The sequence below is a fragment of the Arthrobacter nitrophenolicus genome (assembly GCF_045833485.1).
Taxonomy (GTDB): Bacteria; Actinomycetota; Actinomycetes; order Actinomycetales; family Micrococcaceae; genus Arthrobacter; species Arthrobacter nitrophenolicus.
Genome location: NZ_CP174504.1, coordinates 239,509 through 260,299 on the forward strand (window position 1 = coordinate 239,509; position 20,791 = coordinate 260,299).

General features: G+C 66.2%; 23 protein-coding genes. 12 read left to right on the forward strand and 11 right to left on the reverse strand.

Translation table 11 applies throughout. From position 1 onward, the window contains the following. The first annotated feature begins 29 nt into the window (after window positions 1–29). On the forward strand, window positions 30–1,610 hold the full coding sequence (locus ACJJV6_RS01070; RefSeq protein ID WP_354175276.1) for an aminopeptidase P family protein: 1,581 nt from the start codon (window positions 30–32) through the stop codon (window positions 1,608–1,610). A gap of 79 nt (window positions 1,611–1,689) precedes the next feature. Here the strand turns inward: ACJJV6_RS01070 and ACJJV6_RS01075 are convergent, their stop codons facing one another. Further along, window positions 1,690–2,643 carry a general stress protein gene (locus ACJJV6_RS01075; protein WP_009357712.1) on the reverse strand — a complete coding sequence of 318 codons (954 nt, stop codon included), beginning with the start codon at window positions 2,641–2,643 and terminating at the stop codon, window positions 1,690–1,692. Between the two features lie 77 nt (window positions 2,644–2,720). On the opposite strand from ACJJV6_RS01075, the gene ACJJV6_RS01080 reads away from it, so the two are divergent. The 3 genes from ACJJV6_RS01080 to ACJJV6_RS01090 are packed head-to-tail and all read left to right on the forward strand — an operon-like array spanning window position 2,721 to window position 5,831. Further along, window positions 2,721–4,004, forward strand: a complete 1,284-nt coding sequence (locus ACJJV6_RS01080) for a magnesium transporter MgtE N-terminal domain-containing protein (RefSeq protein ID WP_009357713.1) — start codon at window positions 2,721–2,723, stop codon at window positions 4,002–4,004. Next, complete coding sequence (locus tag ACJJV6_RS01085) at window positions 3,988–4,689, forward strand: DUF1003 domain-containing protein (RefSeq protein ID WP_009357714.1); 702 nt, start codon at window positions 3,988–3,990, stop codon at window positions 4,687–4,689. The genes ACJJV6_RS01080 and ACJJV6_RS01085 overlap by 17 nt, the downstream gene beginning before the upstream one ends. Continuing rightward, window positions 4,689–5,831: an Mrp/NBP35 family ATP-binding protein gene (locus ACJJV6_RS01090; protein ID WP_009357715.1), complete on the forward strand. Its 1,143-nt coding sequence runs from the start codon at window positions 4,689–4,691 to the stop codon at window positions 5,829–5,831. The genes ACJJV6_RS01085 and ACJJV6_RS01090 overlap by 1 nt, the downstream gene beginning before the upstream one ends. Window positions 5,832–5,875: 44 nt before the next feature. Here ACJJV6_RS01090 and ACJJV6_RS01095 read toward each other — a convergent pair whose 3' ends face one another. The 3 genes from ACJJV6_RS01095 to sigE form a co-directional block, all read right to left on the reverse strand. After that, a complete protein-coding gene (locus tag ACJJV6_RS01095; protein WP_009357716.1) occupies window positions 5,876–6,286 on the reverse strand; it encodes a twin arginine-targeting protein translocase TatB in 411 nt (136 codons plus the stop codon). Between the two features lie 69 nt (window positions 6,287–6,355). Continuing rightward, window positions 6,356–7,141, reverse strand: a complete 786-nt coding sequence (locus tag ACJJV6_RS01100) for an anti-sigma factor (protein WP_407709727.1) — start codon at window positions 7,139–7,141, stop codon at window positions 6,356–6,358. Window positions 7,142–7,229: 88 nt separating this feature from the next. Continuing rightward, window positions 7,230–7,844 carry an RNA polymerase sigma factor SigE gene (sigE, locus tag ACJJV6_RS01105; protein WP_035752576.1) on the reverse strand — a complete coding sequence of 205 codons (615 nt, stop codon included), beginning with the start codon at window positions 7,842–7,844 and terminating at the stop codon, window positions 7,230–7,232. A gap of 228 nt (window positions 7,845–8,072) precedes the next feature. On the opposite strand from sigE, the gene ACJJV6_RS01110 reads away from it, so the two are divergent. After that, window positions 8,073–8,705 carry an O-methyltransferase gene (locus ACJJV6_RS01110; protein WP_009357719.1) on the forward strand — a complete coding sequence of 211 codons (633 nt, stop codon included), beginning with the start codon at window positions 8,073–8,075 and terminating at the stop codon, window positions 8,703–8,705. A gap of 68 nt (window positions 8,706–8,773) precedes the next feature. Here the strand turns inward: ACJJV6_RS01110 and ACJJV6_RS01115 are convergent, their stop codons facing one another. The 4 genes from ACJJV6_RS01115 to ACJJV6_RS01130 all read right to left on the reverse strand — a co-directional run bounded on the left by ACJJV6_RS01115 (window position 8,774) and on the right by ACJJV6_RS01130 (window position 11,713). Further along, window positions 8,774–8,941, reverse strand: a complete 168-nt coding sequence (locus tag ACJJV6_RS01115; RefSeq protein WP_009357720.1) for a DUF3117 domain-containing protein — start codon at window positions 8,939–8,941, stop codon at window positions 8,774–8,776. Between the two features lie 232 nt (window positions 8,942–9,173). Further along, window positions 9,174–10,454: a hypothetical protein gene (locus ACJJV6_RS01120; RefSeq protein WP_407709728.1), complete on the reverse strand. Its 1,281-nt coding sequence runs from the start codon at window positions 10,452–10,454 to the stop codon at window positions 9,174–9,176. Then, the gene (locus tag ACJJV6_RS01125; RefSeq protein ID WP_407709729.1) at window positions 10,451–10,882 is read right to left on the reverse strand and encodes a DivIVA domain-containing protein; all 432 of its coding nucleotides are present in this window, start codon (window positions 10,880–10,882) and stop codon (window positions 10,451–10,453) included. The genes ACJJV6_RS01120 and ACJJV6_RS01125 overlap by 4 nt, the downstream gene beginning before the upstream one ends. 48 nt (window positions 10,883–10,930) lie before the next feature. Beyond that, window positions 10,931–11,713 carry a TIGR00730 family Rossman fold protein gene (locus ACJJV6_RS01130; RefSeq protein WP_133346004.1) on the reverse strand — a complete coding sequence of 261 codons (783 nt, stop codon included), beginning with the start codon at window positions 11,711–11,713 and terminating at the stop codon, window positions 10,931–10,933. Between the two features lie 103 nt (window positions 11,714–11,816). Here ACJJV6_RS01130 and ACJJV6_RS01135 point away from each other — a divergent pair, with 103 nt between their 5' ends. From ACJJV6_RS01135 to ACJJV6_RS01150, 4 genes are all read left to right on the forward strand, one after another. Continuing rightward, on the forward strand, window positions 11,817–12,572 hold the full coding sequence (locus ACJJV6_RS01135) for an amino acid ABC transporter ATP-binding protein (RefSeq protein ID WP_407709730.1): 756 nt from the start codon (window positions 11,817–11,819) through the stop codon (window positions 12,570–12,572). 84 nt (window positions 12,573–12,656) lie between these two features. Further along, window positions 12,657–13,538, forward strand: a complete 882-nt coding sequence (locus tag ACJJV6_RS01140) for a glutamate ABC transporter substrate-binding protein (protein WP_407709731.1) — start codon at window positions 12,657–12,659, stop codon at window positions 13,536–13,538. Between the two features lie 80 nt (window positions 13,539–13,618). Further along, the gene (locus tag ACJJV6_RS01145) at window positions 13,619–14,269 is read left to right on the forward strand and encodes an amino acid ABC transporter permease (protein ID WP_009357725.1); all 651 of its coding nucleotides are present in this window, start codon (window positions 13,619–13,621) and stop codon (window positions 14,267–14,269) included. After that, entirely contained in the window at window positions 14,266–15,105 is an 840-nt protein-coding gene (locus ACJJV6_RS01150) for an amino acid ABC transporter permease (protein ID WP_133346000.1), read from the forward strand. Before ACJJV6_RS01145 ends, ACJJV6_RS01150 begins: the two co-directional genes overlap by 4 nt. Before the next feature lie 63 nt (window positions 15,106–15,168). Here ACJJV6_RS01150 and dapE read toward each other — a convergent pair whose 3' ends face one another. Beyond that, complete coding sequence (dapE, locus tag ACJJV6_RS01155; RefSeq protein WP_407709732.1) at window positions 15,169–16,356, reverse strand: succinyl-diaminopimelate desuccinylase; 1,188 nt, start codon at window positions 16,354–16,356, stop codon at window positions 15,169–15,171. Between the two features lie 51 nt (window positions 16,357–16,407). Between dapE and dapD the strand changes: the two genes are divergently transcribed. Both dapD and ACJJV6_RS01165 read left to right on the forward strand, forming a co-directional pair. After that, complete coding sequence (dapD, locus tag ACJJV6_RS01160; protein ID WP_354175268.1) at window positions 16,408–17,436, forward strand: 2,3,4,5-tetrahydropyridine-2,6-dicarboxylate N-succinyltransferase; 1,029 nt, start codon at window positions 16,408–16,410, stop codon at window positions 17,434–17,436. Between the two features lie 6 nt (window positions 17,437–17,442). Beyond that, window positions 17,443–18,291, forward strand: a complete 849-nt coding sequence (locus ACJJV6_RS01165; protein WP_407709733.1) for a hypothetical protein — start codon at window positions 17,443–17,445, stop codon at window positions 18,289–18,291. A 38-nt stretch (window positions 18,292–18,329) separates the two neighbouring features. Here the strand turns inward: ACJJV6_RS01165 and ACJJV6_RS01170 are convergent, their stop codons facing one another. Both ACJJV6_RS01170 and ACJJV6_RS01175 read right to left on the reverse strand, forming a co-directional pair. Next, on the reverse strand, window positions 18,330–18,941 hold the full coding sequence (locus ACJJV6_RS01170; RefSeq protein ID WP_407709734.1) for a hypothetical protein: 612 nt from the start codon (window positions 18,939–18,941) through the stop codon (window positions 18,330–18,332). Between the two features lie 94 nt (window positions 18,942–19,035). Continuing rightward, window positions 19,036–19,653: a TetR/AcrR family transcriptional regulator gene (locus tag ACJJV6_RS01175; protein WP_035752580.1), complete on the reverse strand. Its 618-nt coding sequence runs from the start codon at window positions 19,651–19,653 to the stop codon at window positions 19,036–19,038. Between the two features lie 103 nt (window positions 19,654–19,756). Between ACJJV6_RS01175 and galE the strand changes: the two genes are divergently transcribed. Beyond that, complete coding sequence (gene galE, locus ACJJV6_RS01180) at window positions 19,757–20,770, forward strand: UDP-glucose 4-epimerase GalE (RefSeq protein WP_354175264.1); 1,014 nt, start codon at window positions 19,757–19,759, stop codon at window positions 20,768–20,770. Window positions 20,771–20,791 lie beyond the last annotated feature (21 nt).

The following is a 20,791-nucleotide window of genomic DNA, read 5'->3' on the forward strand; positions in this document are numbered from 1 at the left end:
CGCCGCGGAGCTGGTGAGACGATGGTGCCGTGAACGATGCCGAAAACACCCTGAACTCTGCTTCCCAGCCGCTGGAAGAGCGTGTCAACAACCGCTCGCAGCGGCCCAGTTCCGACGCCTTCAAGGCCTTCATGGCCAGCAACTGGGCACCGTCCAGCGAGGAGCTGCCGGACCGTGACGCCGTTGCTGCCTACGCCGCAACCCGGCGCAAAGCCATCTCCGCCAAGTTCAAGGGCGAACGCCTGGTGATCCCCGCGGGGCCATTGAAGGTCCGCTCCAACGACTGCGACTACCGGTTCCGGCCGTTCTCCGGTTTCGCCCACCTGACCGGCCTGGGCCTGGACCACGAGCCGGACGCGGTCCTGATACTTGATCCCGTCGGGGAGGGTAAGGGCGACGACGGCGGGCACCACCGTGCCACGCTCTACTTCCGTCCGCTGGCCGGCCGGGATACGGAGCAGTTCTACGCCGACGCGCGGTCCGGGGAATTCTGGATCGGCGCCCGGCCCACGCTGGCCGAGTTTGAGGCACGTCTGGGCCTGGCGACGGCCCACATCGACCAGCTGGAAACAGCCGTCACCAAGGATGTTGGTGCCCCGGAAATCGGCGGCATCTCCATCCGGCTGGTGCGCAAAGTGGATGAAAACATCGACGCACTTGTGGACACCGCCCGGTACAACACCGCCAGGGACCCGGAAAACCTTGACCTGGGCGTGTTCGACGCCCTGGACGAAAAGCTCAGTGAGGCCCTCTCCGAGCTGCGCCTGCTCAAGGACGAGTGGGAGATTGAACAGATGAAGACTGCCGTGGCTGCCACCATTGAAGGCTTCGAGGAAGTGGTGAAGTCACTGCCCCGCGCCCTGACCCATGCCCGGGGTGAACGGGTAGTGGAGGGGGCCTTCTTCGCACGGGCACGAGAGGTGGGCAACGAACTGGGCTACGACACCATCGCGGCCTCCGGCAACAATGCCACCGTGCTGCACTGGACCCGCAATACCGGGAAGATCCACGCGGGCGAACTGCTGCTGCTGGACGCCGGCGTGGAGGTGGACTCCCTGTACACCGCTGACATCACGCGCACCCTGCCGGCCAGCGGGGTCTTCAGCGACGTGCAGCGGAAGGTCTACCAGGCAGTGCTGGACGCCGCGGATGCAGGGTTCGCCGCGGCCCGGCCCGGCGCCAAGTTCCGCGACATCCACACTGCCGCCACTACCGTGCTGGCCGAACGGCTCGCCGAGTGGGGCCTTCTGCCTGTCAGCGTGGAAGAGGCCATCAGCACCGACGGCCAGCAGCACCGGCGGTGGATGCCCCACGGCACCAGCCACCACCTCGGTCTGGACGTCCATGACTGTGCCCAGGCCAAGCGGGAACTCTACCTGGACGGCATCCTCACCGAAGGCATGCTGTTCACTATCGAACCCGGCCTGTACTTCAAGGCCGAGGACCTGGCGATCCCGGAGGAATACCGCGGCATCGGTATCCGGATCGAGGACGACATCCTGATGACGGCCGACGGACCGGTCAACCTCAGCGCCGCCCTGCCCCGCAAGCCGGCGGACGTGGAGGACTGGATGGCCGGGATCTACCGCGAAGCTGACAGCGCACAGTAGTACCGATATACAAAAGCGGGGCCACCCGGGGACTGGATCAGTCCCCGGGTGGCCCCGCTTTGTTGCGAACGGGACGCGCCTACTGGCGCGGATCCGCCGGCCGCTGCGGTCCTTCAGGGCCATGGCCGCCCTCGGTACCCGGCAGGTTCTCGCCCTGGGCCGTTTCCTCGGGGTGTCCCGAAACGGGAGCAGCGCCGGGCTGGGCAGGCCCGGCGGCGGGAGCCTGGGGCAGCCGGACGCCGTACTGCGGCCGGCCATCCGGCAGGTCCGGGTAACGGACCGAACGCGCGGGCGCGGGTGCCTGCTCCTGGCGCGGGCCGCCGTCGTAATCCTGGCCGCCCTGCTGCTGGCCGCCTGGGTGGCCGCCGTCCTGTGCGGAAGACCCCGTGGACTGGCCGTACGGGTCCTGCCAGCCGGACGGGCGTGCAGGTCCCTGCCCCGGCTGCTGGTGGTGCTGGTCCGGCTGGTACGGCTGGTTGTAGTAGTCACGCTGCGTGTAGGGTCCGCTGCCGGCGGCCGCATCGGAACGGGTCATCGGGAGCTGCTGCAGCAGCCGGCGGGCCTCATGGGCGGCTTCCGGCGACACGATGACGTCGTAGCTGGTGGCAACCACCTGGCTGGTGGAGGTGAAGTCCCGCTTGCCGCGCTGCATGGCGTAGGTGACGATGCCAAACAGCATGAAGAACGCAGCGCCCATGAGCACGGAGGTAAGGATGGAGAAGTACCCCGGCGACGGTGCGAAGAAGGACAGCAGCACACCGACGAACAGGCCGAACCACATGCCGCTCAACGCTCCCGAAAGAGCCACCCGGGGGTAGCTCAGGCGCCCCGTCACCCGCTCCACCATCTTCAGTTCGTTGCCCACGATGGATACCATCTGAACCGGGAACTGCTGGTCCGCGAGGTAGTCCACCGCCTTCTGGGCATCCAGGTAAGAGTTGTAGGAGCCGACGGTGTCGCCGGTGGGAACGGCCCTGGCTTCGTCCATGCCGTTGGGGCCACCTGCCTTGGGAGCACCAAAAATGTTTGCCATACCCCCATTCTTGCCCATCAGCATGCATGCTGCCTGGGAATTCAGCTAAAAGAGAGCAGACTCGGTAGCCTGTAGGAGTGAGCACAACACCTACCCGCGTCTTCGTTGCGCGCCTGCTGGGACTCGACGTCTTCGACCCGCTGGGTGACCGGCTGGGCCGGCTGCGCGATGTTGTTGTGCTGTCCCGCGGAACCCAGGGCGCCCCGCATGTGGTGGGCATCGTGGTGGAGGTGCCGGGAAAGAAGCGTGTGTTCGTTCCGATGACGCGCATCACCTCTATCGACCAAGGCCAGATTATCTGTACCGGCCTGGTGAACCTGCGGCGCTTTGAGCAGCGCGGTGCGGAAACGCTGGTGGTGGCCGAGATGTTCGACCGCCGCGTTACCCTCCGTGACGGCAGCGGCGACGCCACCATCGAAGACATCGCCATGGACCAGGGCCGTTCCGGCGACTGGTTCGTCAGCAAGCTGTTCGTCCGGCGCGGACATTCGCTGTCCCCCCTCAGCCGGCTGCGCCGCAACGAGACCCTGATCATTGACTGGGCAGACGCCTCGCAGGGCCCGCGCACGGAGCCGCAGGCCGCCACCCAGTTCGTGGCAAACCACGAGGACCTCAAGCCCGCAGACTTCGCCGAGGCCCTCCAGGAAATGAGCGACAAACGCCGCTTCGAGGTGGCCAGCGAGCTCCAGGACGAGCGACTGGCCGACGTCCTGCAGGAACTCCCGGAGGACGACCAGGTGGAGATCCTCTCCGCCCTGGACGTCCAGCGCGCCGCCGACGTGCTGGAAGAGATGGATCCGGATGACGCCGCAGACCTCCTCGGCGAGCTTCCCTCCGCGCAGGCGGAGGAGCTCCTGCAGCTGATGGAGCCGGAGGGCGCCGAGGACGTCCGGCGCCTGCTGGAATATGACGAGGACACCGCGGGCGGCCTGATGACGCCGGTGCCGGTCATCCTGCCGCCGGAGGCCACCGTGGCAGAGGCGCTGGCGCATGTCCGCCGGGAGGAACTGTCCCCGGCCCTGGCCTCCTCCATCTTCATTGCCCGGCCGCCGCTGGAAACCCCCACGGGACGTTTCCTGGGCGTGGTGCACATCCAGCAGCTGCTCCGCTTTCCCCCGTACGAGCCCCTGGGAAACCTGGTGGACAAGAACCTGGAGCCTTTGTCCGACCAGGCACACATCAGCGAGGTGGCCCGGACCCTCGCAACGTACAACCTGAACTCCCTCCCGGTGGTCAACCACACCGGCCGCCTTGTGGGGGCGGTGACTGTTGATGACGTCCTTGATCATCTGTTGCCGGATGATTGGCGCGCCCATGATGGCGAAGCCCCGATAAGAAAGCTCGGTGGACGCATTGGCTGACAGCAGCGCTCCAAAGAACCCGAACCAGAGGGTCCCCGGCCGGGGTACGGCGAAGGGCGGCAGCCTGGACACGCCGCTGAGCGGACGCCAGCGGATCCTGCCCAAGTTCTCCCCGGATCCGGACGCTTTCGGCCATGCCACCGAAGGTTTCGCCCGCTTCATGGGAACGCCGCAGTTCCTGGTCTACATGACGGTGTTCGTCGTCGTCTGGCTCGCCTGGAACACGTGGGCTCCGCTGGAGTGGCAGTTCGATTCCAAGGACCTCGGGTTCACCCTGCTGACCCTGATGCTGTCGCTGCAGGCCTCGTACGCTGCGCCCCTGCTGCTGCTGGCCCAGAACCGGCAGGACGACCGGGACCGGGTGTCGCTGCAGCAGGACCGTCAGCGTGCCGAACGCAACCTGTCCGACACTGAGTACCTCACCCGGGAACTGGCGTCGCTGCGGATCGCACTGCGTGAGGTGGCCACCCGCGACTACGTCCGGGCCGAGCTGCGGTCACTGCTCGAAGACATCTTGGAGGCGCAGGAGGAACTGCGCAGCCATGACCAGACGGGCCCGGGCAGCCACGAGTCCCCCAAGGACAAGGTCAAGGACAAGCTGCGCGAGCAGCGCGACCGGCAGCGCAATCCTCGAACGCAGCAGATCCCCCGGATTAAGCCCGGCCACTCCAACCAGGACCGTTAATGAATGAACGTACCGCCAACTCCGGGTTGGCCGATGCAGTCACGGCTGCGCTTTCCACCGTCATCGACCCCGAGCTGAGGCGTCCCATCACGGAACTGGGAATGGTGGACTCGGTAACGGTCTCCGACGACGGCAGGGTCAGCCTGACCGTTCTGCTCACCATTGCCGGCTGCCCGCTGAGGGACACCATCACCGCCGACTCCGAAAAGGCGCTGGGGGCTGTACCGGGCGTCACCGCCGTCGACGTGGACCTGAAAGTCATGGACCAGGCGCAGCGGGACGCCCTCAAGGAAAAGCTCCGCGGCGCCGGCGGCCAGCGTGGCATCCCGTTCAACCAGCCCGAATCCCTCACCAAGGTCTTCGCCGTGGCCAGCGGAAAGGGCGGCGTGGGGAAGTCTTCCGTCACCGTGAACCTTGCGTGCGCCATGGCCGCCCAGGGCCTGCGGGTGGGCATCGTGGACGCGGATGTCTATGGCTTTTCCGTTCCTGCCCTGATGGGAATCACCCAGTCACCCACCCGCGTGGACGACATGATCCTGCCGCCCGTCGCCTACGGCGTGAAGGTGATCTCCATCGGCATGTTCGTCACGGGCAACCAGCCCGTGGCCTGGCGCGGGCCCATGCTGCACCGCGCCCTGGAGCAGTTCCTTACGGACGTCTACTTCGGCGACCTGGATGCCTTGTTCCTCGACCTTCCGCCCGGCACCGGGGACATCGCCATTTCGGTGGCCCAGCTGCTGCCCAAGGCCGAGATCCTGGTGGTGACCACTCCCCAGGCCGCGGCAGCGGACGTCGCCGAACGCGCCGGCGCCATCGCCACCCAGACGGGGCAGAAGGTGGCAGGCGTCATCGAGAACATGTCCTACCTGGAGATGCCCGACGGCGGCCGGATGGAATTGTTCGGAAGCGGCGGCGGCGCGGTCCTCGCCGAAAGGCTGACGGCCACCGTGGGCGCGGAGGTGCCGCTGCTGGGACAGATTCCCCTGGACATCCAGCTCCGTGAAGGGGGCGACACGGGAGTTCCGATCGTGATTGGCCAGCCGGGAACGCCTGCGGCTGCTGCCTTGTCAGGGATCGCCGGCCGGCTGGCTGCGGTGCCGCGGGGCCTGGCGGGCATGAAACTGGGGCTCCAGCCGCGCTGATAATCGGGCCGGTCCGAGGCCGCGGATGGTGAAGCGCGGGATTCCTAGGTGGCTTCGGTATCGTACGGCGCGGCTTCGCCTGGCGGGAGGGACTGCACCACGCGCTGCGGCCGTGCCGGAGCCGCATCCACGGCGGCAACGGCTGCCGCTCCGGAGACGGCGGCCACTGCGGCGGGTGCTCCCGCACTGACGGGTTTGGAATCGTCGTCGAGAAGCGCTTCCTTGATGATGCGCCGGGGATCGTACTGGCGGGGATCGTACTTCTTCCAGTCGACATCATCGATGTCGATGCCCACTTCTTCCTTGATCTGCTCGCGGGCGCCGGACGCCATGCGGCGGACTTCCTTGACCAGGTTCGCCAGTTTCTGGGTGTATTCGGGCAGCCTTTGGGGGCCGATCACCAGGATGCCGATGAGCAGCAGAAGAAAGAACTCCGGGCCGTTGATTCCAAACACTTTAGGAAGATTACCCTCTCCGGGCTGCCGGTGACGATTTCCGTCCCGCGGGTACGGACCATACCTGTATCACCGGGTAAGAAGGGCAACGATGTTGTTGATCCCGCGCTGCATCCGTGCGCCGAGGGACTCCCCGTGTCCGGACCCGTCCGGTTCCTGGCCGGCGGCGGCCGGCACCCCGGCAGTGGACTGGTTGCCCAGCTGCTGCAGGATCGGCACGGCGTCATCCGCCTGGTCTGCGGGGAGGTTGGACTCGTAGGTGAAAGTGCGGGCAGGTGTCCTGTAGGTGGCCGTCCACGGCGAGGTCCCGCCCAGTTGCAGCGGGCTCCCGTGCTGGCCGGAGACGGCCTGGCCCTGGGCGCCGGTGGCGTGCTGCTCGGTGACCGTGGCGTAATGCGAGCCGTCGGTGAGCCGCAGGGACACAGCGGGCTGGCCGTCGACGACCACTGCCCTGGCGGACTCGAGATGGAAGCCCATTGCTTCCAGCTCCGGGCACGCCCAGCCCTCGGCCCGCAGCCTGCCGAGCTGTTCCTCCGTCAGCGCCCGGCCGTCCGCGGGAGTCTGCGAGGAGACCTGTGACAGCGCCGCCGAGGTGGCTGCGCCGGCCGTGGGTTCCGGGTCACCGGCGGCAGCGAAGGCGCCTACGGCCAGGACGCCGGCGGCCGCAACAGTGCTTCCGGCCGTGACTGCCAGCATCCGGACTGCAGTCCGCGGCGCCGGAGCGTGCGTGGCCACTGGCAGTGGCTCTGCTGCCAGTACCGACGTGCGTGCGAGCAGGCGCGCGGTCAGGTCGTCGCTGGCCGGGGGGATGGGCGCCTGCCTCAGTCGCTCCAGGTACTGGCGTTCACGGCGCACGGCCGATGCACATTCATGGCACGCCGAAAGATGGCCGGGGGTTCTCTGGTGCCTGCCGCCGAGGGGGAAACGGGACCTCATGCGCCGATCAGAGGATGCCTGCTATGCGCGGCATGGAAAGCTTGCGCCGCGTCTGCTGCGGACGCGGGTCCCGGTGGGCGAGCTTCTCCCGGAGCATGGTGCGGCCGCGGTGGATGCGGGACCGGACGGTGCCCAGCTTCACGCCCAGCGCCTCCGCCACCTCGTCGTAGGACAGTCCCTCCAGGTCGCACAGGACAACGGCGGCCCGGAAGTCCGGCGGCAGTTCTTCCAGCGCAGCCTGGACGTCCAGGTCCAGGTTGTTCAGCTCAAAGCTCTGCTCCGGCCCCGGCTCGCGCCCCGGCAGGCGTGACTCCGCGTCCTCGGCCAGCGCATCGAACCGGATGCGGGTCTTGCGCCGCGCCTGGTCCAGGAACAGGTTGGTGGTGATGCGGTGGAGCCAGCCGTCGAGCGTTCCGGGCTTGAAGTTGTCCAGCGACCGGAACACCCGGACGAACACCTCCTGGGTGAGGTCTTCGGCGTCGAACTTGTTGCCTGTCAGGCGGTAGGCCAGCCGGTACACTTTGGCCGAGTGGTTGGTGACTACCTCTTCCCAGGTAGGACGGACCCAATCGGCGTCGGGATTATTTGTTGCAGGGACAGGTGCCACAACTGAAGATGACATCGTCCACTCCCCTCGTGGAATGCTAACGCCCGGATACTGTTGACATCTCTGATTCGGCGCCGATCACCTTTTGGATGAGCGGATAATTATCATTTCAAACTTGGCTGGGAATTTCCTGACTGCCGGACATTTCAGCCGTGGGCGCAACAGCCCGCCTCCGCTGCCGTTTCGCCGGAACACAGTAGGCTGTAGGAGACACTCCCCCTTCCGCCCAGAAAGCGAATATTCATGAGCGCCGACAAGTCCATCAGCTGGTCCTATGCAGAAGATCTGCCCGCTGAGGATGAGGTCATGCTTCGGGCCAGGGAGCGCTCCTTCGAACTGGGGGTCACGCCCATCGGGCCGGGCGTCGGGGCTGTCCTCACCGTCCTCGCCGCGGCCTCGAAGGCGCAGACCGCCGTCGAAATCGGCACCGGCGCCGGGGTGTCCGGCGTATGCCTCCTCCGCGGGCTTGGTCAGCAGGCGGTCCTGACCACTATCGATGTCGACGTCGAACACCTCAAGGCTGCCCGTGAGGCTTTCGCCGAGGCCGGCAGCCCCGCCAACCGCACCCGGACCATCTCCGGCCGCGCCGGTGATGTGCTGCCGCGGCTGACGGACGCAGCGTACGACCTGGTGTTCATCGATGCGGACAAGCCGGGCCTGCCCGGTTATGTGGAGCAGGCCATCCGGCTCCTGAAGCGGTCCGGGCTGCTGATCATCAACGATGCCCTGGACAAGGACAAAGTGGCCAACCCTGCGGGACGCGAGGCAACCACGGTGGTGCTCCGCCAGGTGGGGAAAGCCATCCGCGACGACGAACGGCTGGCGTCGGCAATGCTTCCCACCGGAGACGGCCTGCTGGTGGCCGTCAAGAAATAGCGTCCGGAACAGGCGCAATAGAAAGGACAGGGTCCGCAGCTGCAAGCTGCGGACCCTGTCCGGCACGATTATTCGGTAACGCCTACCAGGCATTCCTTGAGGTTTGCCGCTTCGGCAGCGTTCAGTTCGACCACAAGGCGCCCGCCGCCCTCGAGCGGGACGCGCATGATCAGGCTGCGGCCCTCCTTGGTGACTTCCATTGGGCCGTCGCCGGTGCGTGGTTTCATCGCCGCCATGAGGAATTCCCCTCCATTTTGTCCCAGGACTGATCAGCCCGGGCGGGCTGTGTCCGCATGTCGATCAAGCCGCTATGGCGGGCTGCTTTTACCGCCAAGGCTGCGCGTATTCTGAATGCTTTTTGTCCTTGCTTACTTACCATTATCGCGGAATTACCCGCACGTAGCTAATCGATGGAGATTTTCGGTGTGCCTATATTCCCGCGCTGACCTGCGGGGGGAGTTTCCGGAACTAGGGCGGGTAATCTCCGCCGCCCGGCAATTGCGCCCAAGCCCAAAGCCACACGATCCACACGATCTGGAGCAGCAGGAACATGGTGACCACCGTTCCCCGATAGGCCCTTGACCTGGACAGCAGCACGGCCCCGAGCGCGAGCGGAAACAGCGGGAGCAGCATGCGGAAGGTACTGGTTTGCGGATGCAGGAATGCCACGAGGTAGCCCATGTAGCAGGCGCACCACAGCCGGAGTTCGACGCCGAGGCGCACCACGGGCGGAAGGAACAGCATCAGCCCGAACAGGGCAACGAAAACAAACGGCGCAAGGAGCCCCAGCACGGGACCGAAAAGGTCGACGCCGGCATCGAACCACGGCTTGAACGGCACCAGGTCGTGTCCCCGCCAGGCCGTTTCAGTCTTGGTGTAGGCCTGGAAGTCGCCCGTCGCGGCCCAGGCCGCTGCGGGCCAGGCCAGGGCAGAGACCCCAGTAACAGCGGTCAGCACAGCCAGCGCGATAAGGTCCCGGATGGAGTGTGCTTCCCCTGCATCTACGCGTGGGCCCGCTCCGCGGAGACTCCCGGACAGGGGGAACCGCTGCAGGAACCGGAAGACGAGGACGAGCCCGAGCATGAGCGCGAAGGGTACGCCCACGGGACGGGACAGGCAGAGCAGCACCACCACCGGAACAGCCCACAGGTACTGCCGGCGCACCACCAGCAGCAAGGCGCCCGCCAGGAGCAGCAGGGACAGCGGCTCCGCGTACGGCACCTGCAGCACTGCCGATACCGGGAACGTGGCGAAGAAGGCGACCCCCCACAGCGCAGCAGCATGGGGTGCCTTGTGGCGGAACAGGGTGTAGACCAGCAGTGCAGCGCCCCAGCCGGCCAGCATGGCGATGATGGTGAGTGAGGCCGCGGGGCCCAGTCCCGTAAGGCGTCCCAGCCCTCCTGCGAGCGCGGGAAACAGGGGGTAGAAAGCCCAGGCGTTCTCCTGCACGGTGCCGGCGGCGTCTGTGGGCAGGACCGACGGATAGCCGTTGGCGATCACCTCGCCGTACCAGCGGGCGTCCCAGATGTTGATGAAGTTCCAGTAGTCCGGCTTCGCCGGGAACCAGGGGTTGGGCCCCTGGTGGAGTGCGGCCGCCATGAAGATGCATGCGCTGACCAGCCTGGCACTGATGTAGATGGCCGAGACCTGGGCCCACCACGGCCAGCTGCGCATCGCTGCTCCGGCGCGGTCCGCCAGCGCCTGGGCGGAAGAAGCGATGCCCGTCCTGCGCCGGGCCACGGTACTCACCGGCCGTCCTCGCTTGAGGTGGCCTTCCCGCCGTCAGGCGTTCCGGCGGACCCGCCGCCGTCCGATCCCCCATCTAATCCCCCGCCGCCGGCGGCAGGCTGCTTCTCATAGGCCTGCAACCGGGCGCGCAGCTCTTCCACCTCCTGCTCCCTGGCTGCCAGCTGGTCGCGGAGTTCGTCGAGGACCTGGTCCACCTGGTCCATCCTGTAGCCCCGGAGGCCCAGCGAGAAGCGGACGCGGTCCACGTCCTCGGGGGCGGCACCGGCAGGCAGAAGCACCGGGGGAAGATTGGCCGGGGGCTGTTCGAACCCGCCGTCCAGCAGCACCGGCAACGGCCGGTCACCGGCACCCCTGGCACGGCGCCCCAGGCTGGCCCAGGCAACTGCCCCAACCAGCACAATGGCAAGGAAAACCAGAAAGAAGCTCACTGTTCCATCGTGCCAGACCCGGCCCGCCGTCCTGGACTGCCTGGAAAGCTACTCCGGCCGCTGCTCGCCGTTAAGGGACGGCGTAATGCCCGCCTGCAGGACGCGGTTCACAGCCTCGCCGGGATCGTCCACCAGCTGTATCAGGTCCAGGTCCTTTTCGGACACCATTCCTTCGGCCACCAGGGTTCCCCGGATCCAGTCGATCATGGGCCCCCAGAATTCGACGCCGAGCAGGACGATGGGGAAGGACGTCACCTTCCGGGTCTGCACCAGCACCATGGCCTCGAACAGTTCGTCGAGGGTTCCCAGGCCGCCGGGGAGCACGATGAACCCCTGGGCGTACTTGACGAACATGGTCTTGCGGGCAAAGAAGTACCGGAAGTTGATGCCCAGGTCCACCCACTGGTTCAGGCCCTGCTCGAACGGCAGCTCAATGCCCAGCCCCACGGAAACGCCGTTGCCTTCAACCGTTCCGCGGTTCGCGGCCTCCATGGACCCGGGTCCCCCGCCCGTGATGACCGCGACGCCGGCCTCCGCCAGCTTCCGGCCGACCTCGACGCCCATCTCGTAGTAGGCGCTGCCCGGCTTGGTGCGTGCCGAACCGAAGACACTGACCGCTTTTCCGATGTCCGCAAGCGCACCGAACCCCTCCACGAACTCGCTTTGGATTCGCAGGACCCGCCACGGATCCGTGTGGACGAACTGCCCGGGCCCCTTGGTATCAAGCAGATGCTGGTCCGACATTTCCACCGCTGCCTGCTTGCGGCGCAGCTCGAGGGGCCCCTTACGGCGCGGCTGGGAGTTCTTGGCCGGATCTGCATTGATGCTCATTCCCCTAGGCTAACCTCCCGTGGCAGGTATCTCTTGAATCACGATCCGCAGGAACCTGGGGTGATTCCCGTCATAACCACCCGCAGTTCGCTAGATTCTTCCTATGACTACTCTTGTGCCCGGCGATACCCTCGTTTCCCTGCAGGCCGTCAATAAGCATTACGGCCAGCTGCACGTTTTGAAGGACATTAATCTTCAGGTCCGCAAGGGCGAGGTGGTTGTGGTCATCGGGCCGTCCGGCTCCGGTAAGTCCACGCTGTGCCGCGCCATCAACCGCCTGGAAACCATCGAAAGCGGAACCATCAGCATTGATGGGAAGGTGCTTCCCGAGGAGGGCAAGGAACTCGCCCAGCTCCGTGCCGACGTCGGAATGGTTTTCCAGTCGTTCAACCTCTTTGCCCACAAGACCATCCTTGAGAACGTCACGCTTGGTCCCATCAAGGTCAAGGGTGTTCCCAAGGGCAGCGCGGACAAGGACGCCATGGCGCTCCTGGAACGCGTGGGCGTTGGGCACCAGGCGCCCAAGCTTCCGGCACAGCTTTCGGGCGGCCAGCAGCAGCGTGTTGCCATCGCCCGTGCCCTGGCCATGAAACCCAAGGTGATGCTCTTCGACGAGCCCACGTCGGCGCTGGACCCCGAGATGATCAATGAGGTCCTGGACGTCATGATCCAGCTCGCCAAGGAGGGCATGACCATGATCGTCGTCACCCATGAGATGGGCTTCGCCCGCAAAGCCGCGGACCGCGTTGTCTTCATGGCCGACGGCCAGATCGTCGAGGACGACACCCCGGAGGAGTTCTTTACCAACCCCAAGAGCGACCGGGCCAAGGATTTCCTTTCCAAGCTCCTCACGCACTGAAACCCGCGCCACCCAACACCCGAACCCACCACACTCAAGTTCGCACCCAGGCCGTGACCCACGGCCATCAATGAAAGGAATGTCATGAAGGCATTTACCAGGCGGAAGTCATTCTTCGTGGCGGCTACCGCTGCCCTCGCCCTGTCCCTGAGCGCCTGTGGCGGCGGCACCGGGACCACGGATGATCCCACTGTGGCGGAAAAGCCCACGTTCGCGGCAGGCACCACCATGGAGAAGTTGTCATCGGCCGGCACCATCAAGATCGGCACCAAGTTCGACCAGCCGCTGTTCGGCCAGGTGGGCCTTGACGGCAAGCCTGTTGGTTTCGACGTCGAAATCGGAAAGCTTATCGCCGCTGAGCTGGGCATCGCCGCGGACAAGATTGAATGGTCCGAGACCGTATCCGCCAACCGCGAACCGTTCATCGAGCAGGGCAAGGTTGACCTGGTGATCGCTACCTACACCATCAACGACAAGCGCAAGCAGGTTGTCGACTTCGCCGGCCCGTACTACGAAGCCGGCCAGGCCCTGATGGTCAACAAGGACAACGACACCATCAAGACCCCCGAAGACGTCAAGGGCAAGAAGGTCTGCTCGGTGACCGGTTCCACCCCCGCTGCCACCATCGTGGACAAGTACGGAGCTGAACTCGTTCCGGCGGCTACCTACTCGGCCTGCCTTGAACCGCTGCGCAACAAGCAGGTGGAAGCCATCACCACGGACAACGTGATCCTGGCCGGTTTCGTGGACAAGGAGCCGGACGCCTTCAAGCTCGCTTCCGACGAGACCTTCACCAAGGAACCGTACGGCATCGGCCTGAAGAAGGGTGACACCGAGTTCCGCAACTGGATCAACGACCAGCTGGAGAAGTTCGAGGAGAACGGCTCCTACGAGAAGGCCTGGGAAGCAACCGCAGGTTCAGTCATCAAGACGGCTCCCGACCTGCCCGAGATTGACCGCTACTAAACCAGCCGCACGTTGCCGGGGCCGCCTGACGGCCCCGGCAACGTCCGCTTCCCCGTCCACGCCCACAGCCGAAGGATCCAATGGACGTCATTCTTGAAAACCTCCCCCTGTATTGGAACGGTTTTCTCCGCACACTTTTTCTTTCCGCCGTTTCCGGGGTCATCGCGCTGGTGCTCGGCACCCTGCTCGCGGCAGCCAGGGTTTCCCCGGTGGCTGCGCTCCGCGGCTTCAGCACGGTTTACGTGGAGGTACTCCGCAACACTCCGCTGACCATCGCCTTCTTCTTCGCAGCGATCGTCCTCCCCCGGCTCGGGGTCAAGTTCGAACAGTTCGAAGTCGCAGCAATCATTGCCCTCAGTACCTACACCGCAGCGTTCATCGCCGAAGCTGTCCGCTCAGGTGTCAACAGCGTCCCGGTGGGGCAGGCCGAGGCCGCCCGCAGCATCGGGATGAAGTTCGGCCAGGTCCTGAACCTGATCATCCTTCCGCAGGCGCTGAGGACGGTGGTCCCGCCGCTGATCAACATCCTGATCGCCCTGGTCAAGAACTCCTCGGTGGCCGGCGCGTTCTTCGTCCTCGAGCTGTTCGGCTACGGACGCCAGCTGGCCAACGCCAACGGTGACGCCGTGATCGCCGTCCTGCTGGGCACTGCATTCTTCTATCTGCTCCTCACCGTTCCGCTGGGCATCCTGGCCAGCACGGTGGAACGAAAGGTGGCGATCGCCCGATGAGCTCCGTCCTTTACGACGTTCCGGGTCCCAAGGCCCGCCGTGTTTCCCTGATCGGTTCCATCGTGGGCTCGCTGCTGATCCTTGGCCTGCTTGCGTGGATCATCATGACCCTGGCCCAGCAGGGCATCTTCGAAGGCCGGCGCTGGCAGATCTTCACCCGCGCCGACGTCTGGACGCTCCTGGCCAACGGCCTGGGCGCAACACTCAGTGCGGCAGCCCTGGCGGCCGTCATCGCCTTCCCCCTGGGCCTGCTGCTGTGCCTGCTGAGGATTTCGGATGCGGCCATCATCCGGATCCCCACCCGGGTGGTGCTGGAGTTCCTCCGCGGCATGCCCGTGGTCCTGATGATGCTGTTTGTCCTGCTGGGCTTCGGCACGTCACCGTTCATCGCGGTGGTCACCGGACTGGTGCTGTACAACGCAGCGGTCTTTGCCGAAATCATCCGCGCCGGCGTGCAGTCCCTGCCCCGCGGGCAGCGGGAAGCGGGCCTGGCTATCGGCCTGACCAGCTTCAAGTCGCGCATGCTCATTGAGCTTCCGCAGGCCATCCGCCGGATGATGCCGTCCCTGGTGGCACAGATGGTGGTGCTCCTGAAGGACACCTCGCTCGGCTACATCGTGGCCTACGGCGAGCTGCTGCGTGCCGTCCAGGTCATGGCGGACTTCCTGGGCACGCAGTTCCTGTTCCCGATCTTCTTCGTGGCGGCGGCGATCTACATCGCCATCAACATCCTCGTCTCCCGGCTTGCCGTCTGGATCGAGCGCCGCGGTTCCAAGAAGGCCGCCGGAGGTGTGGCCAAGGCTGAACCCGAAAAGGCCGAGGCCCCGGTTCCCTAACAGTTCCAAACGGAATGGCCCGGACCGGCAGGTCCGGGCCATTCCCAGTTAATCCAGAGAGTTTTATCGTCCGTTTGTCCCCGCCAGCCAGTCCTGCAGGGCCGCGAGGCATTTGCGGATGGCGTCGGCGTGGACATGTTCGTTGTCCTTGTGCGCCAGCAGCGCGTCCCCGGGACCGAAGTTCACGGCCGGGACGCCCAGCTCACTGAAGCGTGCGACGTCGGTCCAGCCGTATTTCGGCTTGGGCTCGCCTCCCACGGCGGCAATGAAGGATGCGGCGGCCGGGTGCTGGAGGCCCGGCCGGGCGCCTGCCGCGGCGTCGGTACGGACCACATTGAAGCCGTCCAGCAGTCCGCGCACCACCGCTTCCGCCTGGTCGGGCGTCTTGTCCGGGGCAAACCGGTAGTTGATCTCCACCACGCAGCGGTCCGGAATGACGTTGCCGGCGGTTCCGCCGTTGATCCGCACGGCGTTGAGGCTTTCGCGGTAGTCAAGGCCGTCGACCGTGATGGTCTGTGGCTCGTAGGTTGCCAACCGGGCGAGGATGGGCGCCGCGGCATGGATGGCGTTGCTGCCCATCCAGGCCCGGGCCGAGTGTGCCGCTTCCCCCACGGTTGTCGCTTCGAAGCGGCTGGTGCCGTTGCAGCCACCCTCCACGGTGCCGTCCGTGGGTTCCAGGAGGATGGCGAAGTCGCCGTGCAGCAGCTCTCCGTGGTTGCGGACCAGGCGGCCGAGGCCGCTCTTCACCGCTTCCACTTCCTCGTTGTCGTAGAAGACAAAGGTGACGTCCCGCCCGGGCTGGGCGCCGCCGTCGAACATTGTTGCCGCCAGGGCAAGCTGCACCGCCACCCCGCCCTTCATGTCGGTGGCGCCGCGGCCGTAGAGGACCCCCTCCCCCGGGATGCCGGACTCCCAGCTGGAAGGCACGGTGCCCTTCGCGTCCTCGGCGAGCGGCAGCGGGACGGTGTCCAGGTGCCCGGCCAGGATAACCCGTTCGGAATGCCCCAGCTCGGTGCGGGCGATGATGGCATCACCGTCGCGGACAACGGTGAGCTGGGGAATCTGCAGGAGGGCCGCTTCGACAGCGTCCGCGAGTTCTTTCTCGTTTCCGGAGACGCTGTCTATGTCCATGATGGCCGCAGTCAGCAGCGCCACGTCCTGCCGGAGATCCAGCCGGGCCGGCGCGGCGTGCCGGCTGGGGTCCTGGGTGGAGAGGGCGGTAGTGGGGTCCGGAGCGGTTTCGGCAGTCACGAAGCCAGTCTAGTTCGAACCCGGCGCCCGGCCCTCGATAGACTGGAGCACATGACTGAGACCGCTTCTTCTGCCGTGCCCGAAACCTTGAACTCCTCCACCGACGAACGCTCCGCCTATGGCTTCGGCGTGGCCACCGTCGCCACCGCCAACGGCGAGGCAACGGTGCTGGACGTCTGGTTCCCTGCACCGGCCCTCGGTGTTGCCGCCGAAAACCTGCGTTCAGTGGAGAACGCCGACGAGGCCCTGACGCAGATCGCGGAAAACGGCACCGACGAGGACCGCGGCACGGAGCAGAAGGTGGTCTTCGTCCAGGTCAACCTCGACGAGGCTCCCGCCGACACCGCCGACGCCTACCTCCGGCTCCACCTGCTCTCGCACCGCCTGGTCCGGCCCAACACGATCAACCTGGACGGCATCTTCGGCAAGCTGCCCAACGTCGTCTGGACCAACTTCGGCCCCGCCGCCGTCGAAGGCTTCGAACTGACCCGCGCCCGGCTGCGCCGCCGCGGCCCCGTCACCGTCTACGGCATCGACAAGTTCCCGCGGATGGTGGACTACGTGGTCCCCGCCGGTGTCCGCATCGCCGACGCCGACCGCGTCCGCCTCGGCGCACACCTCGCCGCCGGCACCACGGTCATGCACGAGGGCTTCGTGAACTTTAACGCCGGAACCCTCGGCACCTCCATGGTGGAAGGCCGCATTTCGGCTGGCGTCGTCACCGGTGACGGCAGCGATGTGGGCGGCGGCGCCTCCATCATGGGCACCCTCTCGGGCGGCGGCAAGGAAAAGATCACCATTGGCGAGCGTGTGCTGCTGGGCGCCAACTCCGGCGTCGGAATCAGCATTGGCGACGACTCCGTGGTGGAGGCCGGACTGTACGTGACGGCAGGCACCCGTGTCCGGGTACCGGGCCCCAAGGACGAGGTGGGCGAGGACACCACCAAGATCGTGAAGGCCGCGGAACTCTCCGGGGTCCCCAACCTGCTGTTCCGCCGCAACTCCACCACCGGTGCCGTGGAGGTTCTTCCCCGTAAGGGCCAGACCGTGGAACTGAACGACGCACTGCACGCCAACTGATTCCCGGTGGCACGCAGACGCGGCCTGCACCGCCTCGCGGTACTCCTGCTGGCCCTCGCCCTGGTAGCAGGCGGCATCTATGCAGGAGTGTTCTTCGTGCAGCGCTCCGAGACCCTTGTCTCGGAGCGCTGCACCGCCGTGGTCGGTGAACGGACGGCCGAACTGGCTCCCGACCAGGCCGTAAACGCCTCCCTGATTACCGCCGTCGCGGTCCAGCGGGGGCTGCCGCCGCGGGCGGCCAGTATCGCCCTGGCTACCGCCATGCAGGAGTCCAAGCTGCGGAACATCGGCCACGGCGACCAGGCCGGGCCGGACTCGCGGGGACTCTTCCAGCAGCGGCCGTCGCAGGGCTGGGGCACCGAGGAACAGGTCATGGACCCCTACTACGCCGTCAACGCCTTCTATGACGCGCTGGTCCGGATTCCGGGCTACGAAACCATGGAGATCACCGACGCCGCGCAGCAGGTCCAGCGCTCCGCGTACCCCACTGCCTACGCCCAGCACGAGGACATGGGCAGGTTCTTCGCCTCGGGCCTGTCCGGCCAGGCACCGGAGGCGGTGCACTGCACGCTGCGTTCCAGCGAATCAGCCGGTGACGCTACCGCTGTCTCGGCCGAACTTGACCGCGCCTACGGTTTGGGCAGCACGGTTGAGGGGCAGACCGTGGTGGTGGAAGCCAGCGGCAGCCAGGCCTGGTCTGTGGCGCACTGGGCGGTGGCCAACGCCAAGGGCCTGGACGTGACCCAGGTGGAGGTGGCAGGCCGCAGCTGGGACCGTACCGAACGCAACGGTTGGCAGGAATCTGCGGCCCCGGAAGGCCAGGTCCGGATTACGGTGGCGGCGCAGGACGCCTGAGCTTCGGCCCTGGGCTGGCTAAACTCCGGCCGCACCGGCTAGACGAGGATTTCGACGACGGGCTGCACGTAGCTGCGGAAGAGATCCGGCTGGCTCATGAGTTTACGGCTCATGATGATCTTGTCCGGTTCCAGGTACCACGCGCGGTCCTCGTTGAGCGGCAGTTCAATGATGGTCAGCGTGAAATCACGCGAATCCCGGCCCACCTCCAGGAGCCGGTCATCCACCATGTCCTCCAGCAGCTGGTTGGTTCCGCTGGCAACCCGCTCCGCCTCCAGCTCCGCGTATTCGCTCCGCCGTTCACGGGCCCAGGTGAGGGCTGCGCCGAAGTGGGCCTGCAGGACGCGCTGGAGTGCCGGTGAGTTGCCGAACGCAGCGAAGTCGGGTGGCGTGAGTTCGGGCGAGGTCTGGGGGTGGGCCTTGAGGAGCTGCTCCCACCACGCCTCCCACTCTGTCTTGAGCGCGCTGAGGCCGCCGACGTCGGCCGTAAGGTGTGTGTGGTCGGCGGGGCGAATCTTGGGTGAGGCATGGGACAGTGCCGGGTGGCCGGCGCCGTTCAGTCCAGCGGTGTCGCGGACGTACAGGGCGATCATCATAGGCCCGGACGTGTCCGTGGTGATCTGCCAGCCTGTACCCGTTGCCTGATGCATCCCTAATCCCTTCCCTGACGCGCCTCTGCCGGGTCTGGTGATCCGGTTCTGCGCCCTCCCCCGGCTATCAGTCTATTCCCGCTCCCTGCCCACGTTAACGCCCCCGGGCTCCCAACCCGTTAAGGTGCCGCTCCAAAACGCCGTCGACCATCTCCGAGGTGATCCACCCGGGGTGGAGCAGGGCGTGCAGGCACAGCCCGTCGAGGGTGGCCAGCAGCCGTTCGGCTTCCAGCACCACGTTGTCCTCCGCTTCCTCCGCCGGCACCAGGGTGGCCACCACTTGGCCAATGATGGCGGCCACTTCCCGGTGGCTCCGGTCCGCGACCGGCGCGAGGAAGGGCCGGATCCTGGCGGCGTTGCGGAAGGCCAGCCAGGCACAAACGTCGAGTGCCCGCGCCTCGTCCAGGGGCAGGGCACCACCCAGCAGGGCCAGTACCGCCGCACGCTGCCCGCTGCTGCCATGCGCCGCAGCCGCGAGGTGGTGCATGCCGTCCCGCAGCCGCGCCACGATGCGGTCCACCACCGTGGCGAAGGAGTAGGCCAGCAGTTCGTCACTGTTCGCGAAGTAGTGCCGGACGGAGCCGACTGCCAGGCCGGCCTCGTCCGCGACTTCGCGCAGCGACGCCCGTTCCAGCCCGTCCACTGCGATGATGCGCAGGACCGCTTCCACTACTTCCTGGCGGCGGGCATGGGCGTCAACAATTTTAGGCACCCCTCTTATTTAGCACACTTGTGCTTCCATCACGGCCGCGCGTGGCCTGCCCGGCATCCGGAACGCGACGGTGGCAGCGTGCCCCGTGGGATAGCGTGGAGGCATGAAGATTCTGGTTACCGGGGGCACCGGTTACATCGGTTCCCACACTGTTCTTTCCCTGCAGGAAGCCGGCCATGACGTGGTGGTCCTCGACAACCTGGCCAACTCCAGCGAAGAGTCCCTGCGCCGGGTGGCCGAACTCAGCGGCAAGGCCACCGAGTTCCACCACGTGGACCTGGTGGACGAAACCGCCGTCGAACGCGTCTTCGCCGCCAGCGCCATCGACGCCGTCATCCACTTCGCCGGCCTCAAAGCCGTCGGCGAATCAGTCCAGGAACCGCTGAAGTACTACTACAACAACCTGGTCGGCACCCTGAACCTGATCCGCGTCATGGACCGGCACGACGTCCGCTCCATCGTCTTCAGCTCCTCCGCCACCGTCTACGGCGAACACAACCCCATCCCCTACGTCGAAAAAATGGAAATCGGCGCCAACAACCCCTACGGCCGCACCAAAGAACAAATCGAAGACATCCTCTCCGACCTCGGCGCCGCAGACCCCCGCTGGCACATAGCACTGCTGCGCTACTTCAACCCCGTCGGCGCCCACCCCTCCGGCCGGATCGGCGAAGACCCCCAGGGCATCCCCAACAACCTCGTCCCGTTCATCGCCCAGGTCGCCGTCGGCCGACGCGAAAAACTTCTGGTCTTCGGCGGCGACTACGACACCCCCGACGGGACCTGCCTGCGCGACTACATCCACGTCGTCGACCTCGCCCAAGGCCACGTCGCAGCCCTGGACCACGTCACAGCCCGCGCCGGCGTCTTCCGCTGGAACCTCGGCTCCGGCAAAGGCTCCTCCGTCCTGGAAGTCCTGCACTCCTTCGAAAAAGCAGTCGGCAAACCCATCCCCTACGAAATCACCGCCCGCCGCGCCGGAGACCTGCCCGCCTTCTGGGCAGACGCCACCTCCGCCCTCGCCGACCTCAGCTGGTCCACCACCAAAACCATCGACGAAATGTGCGAAGACCACTGGCGCTGGCAAAAAAACAACCCCAACGGCTACAACAACTGATCGGACCGGTGGTTGAGCCTG